Consider the following 13239-nt stretch of genomic DNA (forward strand, 5'->3'; position numbering starts at 1 on the left):
GCGGTGTTGTTCTCACTGATATAAGGAATCTCTGATATGGCCGGAACCAGTTTGTTGGCCCTGCTCGATGATATCGCCAGCGTGCTCGATGACGTGGCGCTGATGACCAAGATGGCGGCGAAGAAGACCGCCGGGGTGTTGGGGGACGATCTGGCCCTCAACGCGGAGCAGGTTTCCGGAGTGCGTGCCGAGCGGGAACTGCCGGTGGTTTGGGCGGTGGCCAAGGGCTCATTTCGCAACAAGCTGATTCTGGTGCCCGCAGCCATCGCCATCAGTGCCCTGGTGCCCTGGCTTATCACGCCACTCTTGATGCTGGGAGGTGCTTACCTCTGCTTTGAGGGGGCCGAGAAGCTGGCCCACAAGTTCCTGCCTCATGAAGTGAGCGAGGGTGAGGCACATACAGCCCCCATTCCTGATGATCTGGTGGCCTTCGAGCAGCAGAAGGTAAAGGGAGCGATCCGCACCGATTTTATTCTCTCTGCCGAGATCATCGTCATCGCCCTTGGCACGGTACAGGGTGCAAGCCTCGCGCTGCAGCTCTCGGTAGTGGCAGGCATCGCCCTGCTGATGACCATCGGGGTCTACGGGTTGGTGGGGCTGATCGTCAAGCTCGATGACATCGGTCTGCATCTGCTGCAAAAGCCCGATGGCAGCGCCCTGCGCCGCGCGGTGGGGAAGGGACTGTTGGTGACGGCTCCTCGTCTGATGCACCTGCTGGCACTGGTCGGCACCATCGCCATGTTTATGGTGGGCGGTGGTATTCTGGTGCATGGCTGGCCTTTTGCCCATCACCTGATTGAAGGCGCAGCCGCTGTTGTCGCCACCCTGCCCACAGTAGGGGCCGTACTGGCGGCGGTGACGCCGACCCTGCTCAACGCCGTGGCCGGTGTGGTGGCGGGTCTGCTGCTGGTTGCCGTGATGACGCTGGTGAGCCGTCTTGCCCCGGCCAAGGGATAAGCGAGCTTGCGGGCCATGTTCTCTTTTTCCTCTCTTCATTTTTTGGCCTTCGGGACGCTCGGTCTCTGACTTGCTGCCCGCAGGTCTGTTGCGCCTCCCGATAAAGGCCTTTGCGAGAAGTTATGTATCAACAACAGTGGAATAACGACCATATCTACCCGGGCCTCGACAGCACCGAGCTTGAAGCGGACATGCGTGCAGCCCGCCACGCGCTGGAAGAGCTGGCCAGCTATATGGCAGGTCTGGACGGGGTGCGCGGCGATGACGCTGCGCTGCAGGATTTTTTGCGGGAAGTGCGGCTGCGCGCCCGTGATATTCGCCATATCGGCTGGAACGTCGCCATTCTGGCCGCGTGCCGCGGCAGTCAGGATGCGCGGGATCCGCAGGCCAAACAGCTGGCGTCCCGTGCCCGCGCCCTCAACGCCGATCTGTTCAAGACCCTGGCGCCGGTGGAAGATCTGATGCTGGCGCTGCCGGAAGATGAATTTGCCGCGCTGATGAGTGATCCGCTGCTCGGCGAGGAGGCGTACCGCTTGGGCCATGAGCGTCGTTTGCAGGATCAGCGCTTGCCGGTGGCGGCGGAGCAGCTGGTGATTGGTCTGGGCACCGATGGTCTGCACGCCTGGGGCAACCTCTATAACGATCTGGTGGGCAAGATCCGGTTAACCATTGATGGCCGCGAGATGGGGCTGGCCGAGGCGAGCAATCTGCTCTCCAGCCCGATACGTGCGCTGCGTTTAGAAGCCTTTGATGCCATCAGCGCCGGTTGGGAAGGGGAGCAGGAGACGGTCGCCGCTATCCTCAATGCCATCAACGGCTGGCGGCTGGAGCTGGCCCGTCAGCGTGGCAACACCCGGTTGCTCGATGCGCTGGATCTCTCCTGCCACCAGAGCCATATCGAGCGCGCCACCCTCGATGCCCTGATGAGCGAAACCTGGCGAGCCCGTGGGTTGGGTCAGCGGGCGCTGGAGCTTATGGCCGAGCGCCTTGGTCTCGACGATCTGGGGCCGGAGGATCTCTTTGCGCCGCCGCCTGCTTCCAGCAGCCGCGACATTCCTTTTGATGAGGCGATCGCGCTGATTGCCGATGCCTTTAGCCGATTCGATCCCGAGATGGGTGCATTTGCCCGCATGATGGCCGAGAAGGGGTGGATTGATGCGGCGCCCACGCCAAATCGCCGCACCGGCGCCTACTGCACCAAGTTTGCCGAACCGGTCGAACCGCGGGTCTTTGTTACCTATGCCGGCACCATGGATAACGTCATTACCCTGGCCCATGAGCTGGGTCACGCCTGGCACAACTGGGTGATCCGCGATCTGCCGATGAGTCAGCGCAGCTACCCCATGACGCTGGCGGAGACCGCCTCCATCTTCGCCGAAACCCTGGTGCGCAGCGCCCTGTTCGAGCAGGCGCAAAGCCCGGAAGAGCAGCTGGCGATCATCTGGGCCGAGGCCGACGGCGCGGCCACCTTCCTGGTCAATATCCCGGCTCGCTTCGATTTCGAGCAGGCCTTGGTGGCCGAGCGGGCGCAGGGTTATGTGTCGGCAGAGCGGCTCAAGGCGTTGACTGACGAGGCGTGGGGACGCTGGTATGAGGGGAGCCTGACCCGCTATCACCCCATGTTCTGGGCGGCCAAGGCGCACTTCTCCATCGCGGGGCTGGGCTTTTACAACTACCCCTATCTGTTCGGTTATCTGTTCAGCCTCGGGGTCTATCAGCAGTTGATGAGCCGCAAGGCGGCGGGGGAAGAGGGTGTGGCCGAGGCGTATCACGCCTTGTTGCGCGATACCGGCCGGATGAGCGCCGAAGATCTGGTAGCCAAGCATCTGGGGCAGGATATCCGTGAGGCCGCCTTCTGGCAGGGGAGTCTGGCACAAGTAGCGCAGGCGATAGAACGCTTCGAGCAATTGCCTGCCTGATTGGATCAGCGGTGATATGAACAACAGGCCCCCGGACAGTCTCGCTGTCCGGGGGCCTGTTTGTTATGCCTGCTTTTGTTGCGGTTTGATGGGACCAACGAATAGAGGACGGGTCTGGTGAGTCAGATCAGGCTGATAGCCGTTGAAGAAGAGGTTGAGCAGCACCGAGCTGATGGTGGCCAGCAGGATACCGCTATGAAAAAGCGGTTGTAGCTGCGCCGGAAGCTGTTGGAAAAAATTCCCGGAGACCGTCGGGATCATGCCAATTCCGAGACTGATGGCGACGATATAGAGGTTGTGACGGTTGCTGTTGTAATCGGTGCGCGCCAAGATGCGGATCCCGGTGGCCAGTACCATGCCGAACATCACGATGCCAGCGCCCCCCAGTACGAAGGGCGGGATGGAGGCGACCAGCACCGACATCTTGGGGATGAGGCCAAAGGCGAGCAGTATCCCCCCCGACATCACGCAGACCCAGCGACTCGATACCCCGGTCACGCTCACCAGACCGATATTCTGGGAGAACGAGGTGTGGGGGAAGCTGTTGAATATCCCACCAATAATGGTGCCGATGCCATCCACCCGCAGCCCGCGTACGATATCACCGCGCCTGGCCGGATGGCCGACGATGTCGCCAAGGGCCAGAAACATCCCCATGGATTCGATAAAGGTGATGAGCATGATCACCGTCAGGGTGGCGATGGAGATGGGATCGAAGGTGGGCCAGCCGAAGGCGAAGGGCACTATGGGGGCAAACCAGGCTGCCTCGCCGAGGCCATCGAGGCTCACTTCGCCCATGGCGATGGCCACCACGAAACCGAAGATGATCCCGAGCAGCACCGAGATATTGCTGAAAAAGCCCTTGGTGAAGCGGGTCACCAGCAGGATAAAGACGAGCACCAGAAAGCTGGTGCCGATATAGCGCAGGCTGCCATATTCCGGATTACCCTTGCCCCCCGCCATCCAGTCGATCCCCACCTGCATGATGCTGATCCCGATGGAGGTGATAACCACCCCGGTCACTACGGTGGGGAAGAGCGGCATCAGCCGACCTATCAGCGGCACCAGCAGGGTCGAGATGATACCGGCGGCGATGGTGGCGCCGAAGATGCCCGTCAGCCCCAGATCCGGGTTGGCTCCGATGGCCAGCATGGGCATCACGGCGGCAAAGGTGACCGACATGATGACCGGCAGCCGGATCCCGGCAAAGCGGCCAATCCCGACACATTGCAGCAGGGTGACGATGCCGCAGCAGAAGAGATCCGAACTGATAAGGTAGGAGATTTGATCCTTGGGCAGCCCCAGACTGCCGCCAATCACCAGCGGCACCGCCACGGCGCCAGCGTACATCACCAGCACATGTTGCAGGCCCAGGGTAAAGAGTTGGCCCATGGGGAGCATGCGCTCCACTTCATCCACCGGGCGCTTGCGCGCACCCGGTCGGGGGGAGGGGGGATTGGTCTCGTTCATGAACAGATCACTCCTTGAAGCCCGCGCAACTGCTACAGGCAAGATAGTGAAAGCCGCAGCTTTCCCGGTCATTGATCTCGTGTATTGACAGAGGAGCCAGATCCCTCGGCAGTAGTGAGAGGGATCCTGTGCAGCACGGGTCAGTGCACAAAACATGCACAACGCCACTCACGAGAGAAAACGTTTGGCGATAACGCCTTGTTTTTGCGGGATGAGTCACATACCGGCCAGATAAGTGTCCAGCTGCTGGCAGGGGAAGGAGGTGAGGGCATCTCAGATTGGTAAGGGGTTTATCATTATTGGTCTGGCGATCTCACTTTGATAGCCAGGCACCAGAGCGTTGCTCGCAATGCGCCCCTCTGCATGTGACGGCGCTCGCGGGCCGCAGGGCGCAATCGGGGGCGGGGGCGTGATCCAAAGCAAGAAAGTTGGATGTTTTGGTGGCGCACGGGGCCGCCGCTGGGGTAGTTTCGATAAAACCGACACAGATCCTGAGGTCTTATCCATGATCATCTATCTGCATGGCTTTGATGCCACCAGCCCAGGCAATCACGAGAAAGTGCTGCAGTTGCAGTTTATTGATGATGATGTGCGTTTCGTGCACTACAGCACGGTTCACCCCCGTCATGATATGAGCCATCTGCTCAAGGAAGTGAAAAAACAGCTCGATATGAGTACCGATCCCAAGCCGCTGATCTGCGGCGTGGGTCTTGGTGGCTACTGGAGCGAGCGGATCGGCTTTCTGTGCGGCATTCGCCAGGTGATCTTCAACCCCAACCTCCATCCGGAAGAGAACATGCAGGGCAAGATCGACCGGCCGGAAGAATATGACGATATCGGTACCAAGTGTGTAACTGAATTTCGTAAGAAAAATTCAGGAAACTGCCTGTGTATCCTTTCCGTTCAGGATGAAGTGCGCGATAATCGGGACACTGAACGTGAATTGAAGAACTATTACGACATCGTGTGGGATGAGCGCGAGACTCATAAGTTCAAAAATATCTCGCATCATCTGCAGCGGATGAAGGCCTTCAAAGAAGCCTGATCCATCACGTCGACCGATTTCGTTTTAGGGAGCCAATGGCTCCCTTTCGTTTTGAGGAACCGAGGAAAATCATCATGATGAATATTGTCGTTGTAGGCGGCGGCGCCGGTGGCCTGGAGCTGGCCACCAGTCTGGGTCGCAAGCTTGGCAAGAAGAACAAGGCCAAGATCACTCTGGTCGATCGCAACCGCACCCACCTGTGGAAACCCCTGCTGCACGAAGTGGCCACCGGCTCCATGGACGCGGGCATCGATGCTCTGAGCTACCAATCTCACGCCAAGAACCACGGTTTCGACTTCCAGCTCGGCACCCTGACCGACATCAAGCGTGACGATAAACGCATCGTGCTGGCCCCGATCCACGACGACAATGGCGACATCGTGGTCAACGAGCGCGAACTGCCCTACGACTATCTGGTGATGGCCATCGGTTCTGTCTCCAACGACTTCAACACCAAGGGCATCAAGGATAACTGTATTTTCCTCGATAGCCCCTCCCAGGCGCACCGTTTCCACAACAGCATGATGAACCGCTTCTTGCAGTTCGCCACCGAATATAAGCCGGGCGACAAGGTGAAGATTGCCATCGTCGGCGGCGGCGCAACCGGCGTCGAGCTCTCTGCCGAGCTCTACAACGCGGTCGAGCAGCTCTACGCCTACGGCTTCAAGAACCTCACCACCGACAGCCTGAAGGTGACCCTGGTGGAAGCGGGTCCGCGCATTCTGCCGGCTCTGCCGGAGCGCATCAGCGGCGCCGCCCATCAGGAGCTGGTCAAGCTGGGTGTGGACGTGCGTACCGCCACCATGATCACCGAAGCGACTGCCGAAGGTCTGCACACCAAGGATGGCGAGCTGATTGAAGCTGACCTGATGGTGTGGGCGGCCGGTATCAAGGCACCTGACTTCATGAAGGATATCGCTGGTCTTGAGACCAACCGCATCAACCAGCTGGTGGTGAAAGAGACCCTGCAGACCACCCGTGACGAGAACATCTTCGTTATCGGTGACTGCGCTGCCTGCCCGCAGCCGGATGGCAAGTTTGTGCCGCCGCGCGCCCAGTCTGCCCACCAGATGGCCAGCCAGGCGTTCAAGAACATCCTGGCCAAGATCAATGGCGGCGAGATGAAGCCCTACCTCTACCACGACCACGGTTCGCTGGTGTCCCTGAGCCGCTTCTCCACCGTGGGCAGCCTGATGGGTAACCTGATGCGTGGATCCATGATGGTCGAGGGCTACATCGCCCGTCTGGTTTACATCTCCCTCTACCGGATGCACCAGATCGCCCTGCACGGCTACGTCAAGACAGGCCTCATCATGCTGGTGGGTCGCATCAACCGGGTATTGCGCCCGACCCTGAAGCTGCACTAAGCCAAGGTTTGACAGAATTCGGAATACCAAAAGGAGAGGCAACGGCCTCTCCTTTTTTATGGACGCAGATCAGGGAAGAGAGAGTTACTGGCCCAGATAGGTGCGGTCGAAGAAGGTATTGACCCAGTGGGGGCGGTAGATGGCCAGCACCGTCATCGCCATGCCGTTGAGTAGCGCTTCGGGGAACAGCAGCAGCGGCCAGATGGAGAGGTAATCCGCCGTGATGGTATGCCAGGGGTAGCTGTCGCTCAGCCCCATCAGCAACGCGCTGGCTACCACCTTGACCGAGATGGTGAGGGCGCCGCCGAGAAAGGCTGCCACGAAGATATAGACAAAGAGATGGCGCGGCAGCCAGGCCCAGCTGGCCAGAAACAGCAGCCAGCTGGTGGCCACCGGCAGGGCGATGCCAACCAGCGCCTGCCAGCCAAAATCGGCCAGATTGGTGACGCCGAAGTAACCAAGCACCAGCAGGGTCAGGCAGGGGGCGAGCAGCGCCAGCCGCCAGCCCAGCAGCAGGGTGAGGGAGGTGAGCCCGAGAAAATGGACCTCCAGCCCTTCATGAAGACCGGCCCTTAGATACCAGAGCGGTACCAGCGCGATGGCACTGCCCAGCAGCAGGTGCTGATAGAGGGGGTTGTCATGGAGGGTTTGCCACAGGGAGCGGCGCAGGCTAAAGGCCAGCAGTACCAGCCAGATCAGGAGGGCGGCGAGTTGTCCTTCACTCATCTTGTCGTCCATTCATGCAGTAGAGTCCGGGCAGCTTTCCCGACCGCCCCATAGCAGAGCAGGCTGACGAGTCAGCCTGCTTTTACCATCAATATTTGACGTTGTCGTGGTACTTGCCGAGGATGCCCTTGACCCGTTCCATGGTCTCCTTGCTGGGGGGCTTGATCCCGCTCAGCTCGTACGGGTCGCCCAGCACATCCCACTTGTGTTTGCCCAGTTCGTGGTAGGGGAGCAGCTCCACCTTCTCCACGCTCTCGCCCAGCTCGGCGATGAACTGGCCCAGCTCTTCGGCGCTCTCGTCGTCGTCGCTCCAGGTCGGCACCACCACGTAGCGGATCCACATGGTCTTGCCTTTGGCCGCCAGATAGCGGGCAAACTCCAGTGTGTATCTGTTGCTGACGTGGGTCAGCGGAATGTGTTTCTCGTCATTGATCTGTTTGATATCGAGCAGTACCAGATCGGTCTGTTCGAGCAGCTTGTCCACCTGTTCGTCGAGATGACGGACGAAGCCGTTGGTGTCGAGACAGGTGTGGATCCCTTTCTCTTTGCAGGCAGTAAAGAGTTCGGTAATGAAAGCCGGTTGCAGCATGGCTTCACCGCCGGACGCTGTCACGCCACCGCCGGAGGCATTCATGAAGTGGCGATAGCTGGTGATGTCACTCATCAACTCCGGTACGGTCACTTCGCGGCCACCTTCGGTATCCCAGGTATCGCGGTTATGGCAGTACTTGCAGCGCATCAGGCAGCCTTGCATGAATACGATAAAGCGTATCCCCGGACCATCGACAGTGCCGCAGGTTTCGACGGAATGGATCCGGCCAATGGTGCCGTGAGATCCGGCTGGCTGGCTGATTTCAACGGCAGGGATCCGATTAATGACAGACATAAACAACTCCAACGATTCGAGCAGGCCGTTATTTTATTACATAAACCCCTATTGATCCTACACCTTTAGTCCGGCGCCCGGCTGCCAAGCAGCTGCTCCAGCCCCTTGACGGTGAGCGGCCGACTGGTGAGAAACCCTTGATAATGCTGGCATCCCAGCGCTTTGAGGATGGCCAGCTGCGCCTCCTCTTCCACCCCTTCGGCGGTGACGGTAAAACGGAAGACCTGGGCCAGATCGAGTATCGCCTTGACGATGGCTCTGTCCTGTTCGCTGTGTACCAGGGTCTGAATGAAGCTTCTGTCCAGTTTCACCTCATCGGCGGGCAGATCCCGCAGATAGGCCAGCGACGAGTAGCCGGTGCCGAAGTCATCGATGGAGATGAGGATGCCGAGCTCCTTGAGCTGGCGCATTCTGGCGATACTCTCCTGCCGATTCTCCAATACTACCGATTCGGTCACCTCCAGCAGCAGGCGGGAGGGGGGCACACCGGTATCGCGCAAGATGTACTCCACCTGTTGTACGAAGCCCTGGGTGTGGAACTGGCGAGCGCTGACGTTGACCGACAGATGGGGGATTTGCAGGCCACGGTTGAGCCAGAAGCTGTATTGGGCGCAGGCGGTCTTCATCACCCAGTAGCCGATCTCGAGGATCAGGCTGGTCTCTTCGGCGATGGGGATAAACTCCCCGGGTGGCACCATGGTGCCGTCGCTGCGCTGCCAGCGCAGCAGCGCCTCGATACCCGACAGCGAGCCATTGTCGACCCGGTATTGCGGTTGATAGTGGAGTTGCAGCTCGTGATGACGCAGGGCATCGCGCAGTTCATTAGTAAGGGTCAGCCGGTTCTTCTCATGCTGGGCCATCGCCTCGGTAAAGAAGACGTAGTGGCCCTGACCGGCGCGCTTGGCCATGTGGGTTGCGGTGTCGGCCTGTTGCATCAGGACCAGATGATCCGTCTCGTTGCCGGAGAAGAGGCTGATCCCCACCGAGGCGCTGCAGTGCAGTTTGTGATCGCCGATGTCGAACGGGGTGCGAAACAGCCCCATCAGCTCGCGGGCGAAGTGCTCTGCCAGAATTTTGGCGGTGACTTCCCCTTGTCCGAGCTGGGTAAAGAGCAGGGCAAACTCATCCCCCGAGATGCGCGCCTGCACCAGATTGTCCTGGGGCAGCTCCTTGAAACGCTGCACCACGGCCTGCAGCAGCAGATCGCCACAGGCGTGACCGAGGGAGTCGTTGATCGACTTGAAGTTGTCGAGATCCACCAGCAGCAGGGCACCCCACTGGCCGTTGGAGGCGCTCAGGGTCTGCTGCAAAATATGGTTGAGGCTGCGGCGGTTGTGCAGACCGCAGAGATCGTCGTAGTAGGCGAGCTGCTCGATATGTCTGGCCGCCTCTTTTTCCTGGGTGATGTCGTAGAAGCTGCAGATAAAGTGGCTGAGCTCCCCCTGCTCATCCTTGACGCCGTTCACCATCAAGCGCACCGGAAAGAGGTGCCCATCCTTGTGCAGACAACGCTCTTCCCCGAGCCAGAACTCCTGCTCGTTGACGGTGCGGCTGACATCTTCTTTGAGATGATCCCCGTAGTAGGTGGGACGCAGCTTGCGAATGGAGTGACCGATCACCTCTACCTCGCCAAATCCGGTGATCCGGCTGAAGGAGTGGTTGACCTTGAGGATGATGCCGTTGTGATCCATCACGATCAGTCCATCGTGGGTATTGAAGGCCACCTCGGCCAGCCGTAGGGCATCGTCGGTGGCGAGGCGCTTGAGTTCGATGGCGGCCCGCTCGTGCTGGCTGCTTAATAAATCCAGCAGCTGTTCGGGCTCCTCAAGGGGGGTATCGAGCAGCAGGGTGATCTGGCCAATGGGGGCGCCGCTCTGGCCATGGAGCGGAATGCCGATGTAGGCGCTGGCATTGAGAGCAAGCAGCCGGGTCGCTTTGGGATAGCGCACGGGCAGATCTTCCACATAGATGGCCTGACCGTGCTGGAACAGCTCCTGAGCGGGGCCGGGGTCGAGCTGGATAGGCTTGAGGGTGGAGCAGATCTCCTCGTTGATGACGCAGCGGGGGATGATCCAGAGATCCTGACCGCGGGGCTGGAACTCGCCGATCCAGCCCACCCGGGCACCGCTGGCGCTCATGGCCCAGCTTACCAGCGTCTTGCAGTAGTCGATGCCGGTCTGCTGGTGCAGTTCGGGCGGGAGGGCCAGCTCGGCGCGGTGCTCTTCCGGTTGCGGTTGCCAGTGGCCGAGCAGCTGGGCGCTGCTGCGCACCAGCTGCAACATCTCCTCGCTAAGCGGGGTGGAATCGAGATACTCCAGACTCAGCACCCCGAACAGCTTGTCCTGCTCCAGCAAGGCACTATCTAGGCGTGAGCGCACACCGGCACTGGTCAGATAGAGGTGATTGCTCAGCATCGGTTGGTGGGCCGCTTCCGAGAAGCTCAACGCTTTGCGGGTACGCAGGGCGCGGATATAGCGGCTGTCACCGCGAATGGGGTAGAGCGCCTCGACCCCCAGGGTGAACACAGGGGTGAGTTGCTCGCTGCCGAGATCGCCATTGGCCTGATAGTGCCAGAGGATGAGCCGATCGGCCCCCAAGCTCTCTTTAAGGGCCTCGAGCAGGGGCGCATACTGTTGCTGGCTCGCCATCTGGCTGAGGCGCGGCAGTTGCAATGCCAGATCGGCGATGGGCTCCTGGCGAAGGTTCTGCAGACAGATGAGCCAGAAGCCATCCTGCTCGTGAGCGAGGGCGATGTGCCAGAGCTGGCTGGCAAAGCGCACGGTGATCTTGCCGCCATGGCCGTTGGCCAGCAGTTGTTCGATGGGCAGGCGCAGGGCATCGGGCAGCTGGGCAGGCCAGGGGGCACGCGGCTCGTCGAGCCAGTAGAGCGGGGTTTGCATCACGTCGGTCAGGGCGACCAGCCGTTGACTGCGCAGATCCAGACGGAAAAAGAGTGGCGTCTGGAGGGCAGGAGGAAGATGACTGAGTGCGGTAGACGACATGAACAAACAACATCCTGTTAAGCAACCGTCGGGGTTGCAAGAATACTGCAAAATGGTGTGAAACAAAATTTCATTGAATTCTAAATTAGAAAAGTCTAATTTATTGCCCATTATCATGTATGAGGAGTCTTGCAGATGAAACGGATCCTGATTATCGGTGGTGTCGCGGGGGGCGCATCGGCGGCGGCTCGCGCTCGTCGTTTGAGTGAAGAGGCAGAGATCGTGATGTTCGAGCGGGGCGAGTTTGTCAGCTTCGCCAACTGCGGTTTGCCCTATCACATCGGGGGCGATATCCCCGACCGGGATGCCTTGCTGCTGCAGACTCCCCAGAGTTTCAAGCGCCGTTTCAACGTCGATGTGCGGGTCTTCCACGATGTGATTGAGATCGACAAGGCGGGCAAGACCTTGCTGGTGCGCAACCTGCAAACCGGTGAAGAGCAGCGCGAGCATTACGATGTGCTGCTGCTGAGCCCGGGGGCGGCGCCGATCCGTCCTCCCTTCCCCGGTATCGACAGCCCCCATGTTTATACCCTGCGCAACATCCCGGACATGGATCGCATTCTGGCGGCCCTGCATCACGATCAGCCGCGCCACGTCACTGTGGTGGGCGGCGGTTTTATTGGACTTGAGATGATGGAGGCGCTGCATCAGCGCAAGCTGGATGTCACCCTGCTGGAGTTGGCCGATCAGGTGATGGCACCGGTGGACAAGGAGATGGCCAACATGCTCCATGCCCGCATCCGGGAAGAGGGGATCGACCTGCGCCTGCGCACCGGCCTCACCGCCATCGAGAGTCTGGATCTGCCTGCCGAGAAGACCTCCGCCGTACCGACCGCCAAAAGCGGTGGCCTGCGCCTGACCCTCAATGACGGTTCCCATCTTGAGACCGGCCTGCTGATCCTCGCCATCGGCGTCAAGCCGGAAACCCTGCTCGCCGCCAAAGCGGGGCTGGAGCTGGGTCCACGGGGCGGCATCAAGGTCGATGCCGGGATGCGTACCTCGGATCCCTTTATCTACGCGGTGGGGGATGCGGTGGAAGAGATAGATTTCGTCACCGGCGAATCAGTGCTGATCCCGCTGGCGGGCCCGGCCAACCGGCAGGGGCGCATCGCCGCCGACAATATGCTGGGCCGAAGCGAAACCTACAAGAAGACCCAAGGCACCGCCATCTGCAAGCTGTTCGATCTGGCGGTGGCCAGCACCGGGCTCAACGAGAAGCGACTGGTGCAACTGGGATTGCCGTTCGAGAAGGTCTATGTCCATCCGGGCAGCCACGCCGGTTACTACCCGGGTGCCCATCCGGTCAGCCTCAAGCTGCTGTTTGCCCCGGATGGCAAGATTTACGGTGCCCAGGCCATCGGCAAGGATGGCATCGACAAGCGCATCGACGTGCTGGCGGTGGCCCAGCGCGCCGGTCTCACCGTGTTTGACCTGCAGGATCTGGAGCTTACCTATGCGCCGCCCTTTGGATCGGCCAAGGATGTGATCAACATGGCGGGCTTTGTGGCAAGCAACCATCTGAAAGGGGACACCCTGCTCTGCCACGTGGCCGAGGTGCAGGCTCGTAACCCCCATCAGCTGGTGGTGGATGTGCGCAATGGCCCGGAGCTCGACAAGCTGGGGCGGATTCCGGGGGCGCTGCATATCCCCCTCGACGAGTTGCGTGGTCGCCTCCATGAGTTGCCCAAAGAGAAAGAGCTGCTGATCAGCTGTCAGGTCGGGCTGCGCGGCCATGTCGCCTGTCGCCTGCTGAGCCAACACGGCTTTAAAGTGAAGAATCTCTCCGGCGGCTTCAAAACCTGGCAGATGGCCATCGCCGAGTAACCGTTTTATTTCTGTGCCTGTTTGCCCCTCTCCCTTGTGCGTG

The 13239-nt window shown here is 60.2% G+C and carries 9 protein-coding genes; 5 read left to right on the top strand and 4 right to left on the bottom strand.

Annotated features, from left to right (window positions below):
* The first annotated feature begins 36 nt into the window (after positions 1–36).
* Positions 37–957 carry a DUF808 domain-containing protein gene (locus AACT07_RS10895; protein ID WP_069527692.1) on the top strand — a complete coding sequence of 307 codons (921 nt, stop codon included), beginning with the start codon at positions 37–39 and terminating at the stop codon, positions 955–957.
* Positions 958–1079: 122 nt separating this feature from the next.
* A complete protein-coding gene (locus tag AACT07_RS10900) occupies positions 1080–2876 on the top strand; it encodes a M3 family oligoendopeptidase (RefSeq protein ID WP_069527694.1) in 1797 nt (598 codons plus the stop codon).
* A 63-nt stretch (positions 2877–2939) separates the two neighbouring features.
* Here the strand turns inward: AACT07_RS10900 and AACT07_RS10905 are convergent, their stop codons facing one another.
* Positions 2940–4346 carry a nucleobase:cation symporter-2 family protein gene (locus tag AACT07_RS10905; RefSeq protein ID WP_069527695.1) on the bottom strand — a complete coding sequence of 469 codons (1407 nt, stop codon included), beginning with the start codon at positions 4344–4346 and terminating at the stop codon, positions 2940–2942.
* Between the two features lie 505 nt (positions 4347–4851).
* Here AACT07_RS10905 and ycfP point away from each other — a divergent pair.
* The gene (gene ycfP / locus AACT07_RS10910) at positions 4852–5391 is read left to right on the top strand and encodes an alpha/beta hydrolase YcfP (RefSeq protein WP_005334000.1); all 540 of its coding nucleotides are present in this window, start codon (positions 4852–4854) and stop codon (positions 5389–5391) included.
* A 74-nt stretch (positions 5392–5465) separates the two neighbouring features.
* A complete protein-coding gene (locus tag AACT07_RS10915) occupies positions 5466–6758 on the top strand; it encodes an NAD(P)/FAD-dependent oxidoreductase (protein ID WP_069527697.1) in 1293 nt (430 codons plus the stop codon).
* An 84-nt stretch (positions 6759–6842) separates the two neighbouring features.
* Here the strand turns inward: AACT07_RS10915 and AACT07_RS10920 are convergent, their stop codons facing one another.
* The 3 genes from AACT07_RS10920 to AACT07_RS10930 form a co-directional block, all read right to left on the bottom strand.
* Complete coding sequence (locus AACT07_RS10920; RefSeq protein ID WP_069527773.1) at positions 6843–7484, bottom strand: energy-coupling factor ABC transporter permease; 642 nt, start codon at positions 7482–7484, stop codon at positions 6843–6845.
* An 88-nt stretch (positions 7485–7572) separates the two neighbouring features.
* Entirely contained in the window at positions 7573–8370 is a 798-nt protein-coding gene (gene pflA, locus AACT07_RS10925) for a pyruvate formate lyase 1-activating protein (protein WP_083249958.1), read from the bottom strand.
* A 65-nt stretch (positions 8371–8435) separates the two neighbouring features.
* A complete protein-coding gene (locus AACT07_RS10930) occupies positions 8436–11372 on the bottom strand; it encodes a sensor domain-containing phosphodiesterase (protein WP_069527699.1) in 2937 nt (978 codons plus the stop codon).
* Positions 11373–11507: 135 nt separating this feature from the next.
* Here AACT07_RS10930 and AACT07_RS10935 point away from each other — a divergent pair, with 135 nt between their 5' ends.
* Entirely contained in the window at positions 11508–13196 is a 1689-nt protein-coding gene (locus AACT07_RS10935; RefSeq protein WP_069527700.1) for an FAD-dependent oxidoreductase, read from the top strand.
* The last annotated feature ends 43 nt before the right edge of the window (positions 13197–13239 follow it).

Origin of the sequence: Aeromonas sp. ANP5 (genome assembly GCF_963870295.1) — a bacterium.
Classification (GTDB): domain Bacteria; phylum Pseudomonadota; class Gammaproteobacteria; order Enterobacterales; family Aeromonadaceae; genus Aeromonas; species Aeromonas veronii.

What these genes read in the sequence shown, in the direction of transcription:
- AACT07_RS10895 (WP_069527692.1), top strand. Translation starts at nt 37, where the DNA reads ATGGCCGGAACCAGTTTGTTGGCCCTGCTCGATGATATCGCCAGCGTG.
- AACT07_RS10900 (WP_069527694.1), top strand. Translation starts at nt 1,080, where the DNA reads ATGTATCAACAACAGTGGAATAACGACCATATCTACCCGGGCCTCGAC.
- AACT07_RS10905 (WP_069527695.1), bottom strand. Translation starts at nt 4,346, where the DNA reads ATGAACGAGACCAATCCCCCCTCCCCCCGACCGGGTGCGCGCAAGCGC.
- ycfP (WP_005334000.1), top strand. Translation starts at nt 4,852, where the DNA reads ATGATCATCTATCTGCATGGCTTTGATGCCACCAGCCCAGGCAATCAC.
- AACT07_RS10915 (WP_069527697.1), top strand. Translation starts at nt 5,466, where the DNA reads ATGATGAATATTGTCGTTGTAGGCGGCGGCGCCGGTGGCCTGGAGCTG.
- AACT07_RS10920 (WP_069527773.1), bottom strand. Translation starts at nt 7,484, where the DNA reads ATGAGTGAAGGACAACTCGCCGCCCTCCTGATCTGGCTGGTACTGCTG.
- pflA (WP_083249958.1), bottom strand. Translation starts at nt 8,370, where the DNA reads ATGTCTGTCATTAATCGGATCCCTGCCGTTGAAATCAGCCAGCCAGCC.
- AACT07_RS10930 (WP_069527699.1), bottom strand. Translation starts at nt 11,372, where the DNA reads ATGTCGTCTACCGCACTCAGTCATCTTCCTCCTGCCCTCCAGACGCCA.
- AACT07_RS10935 (WP_069527700.1), top strand. Translation starts at nt 11,508, where the DNA reads ATGAAACGGATCCTGATTATCGGTGGTGTCGCGGGGGGCGCATCGGCG.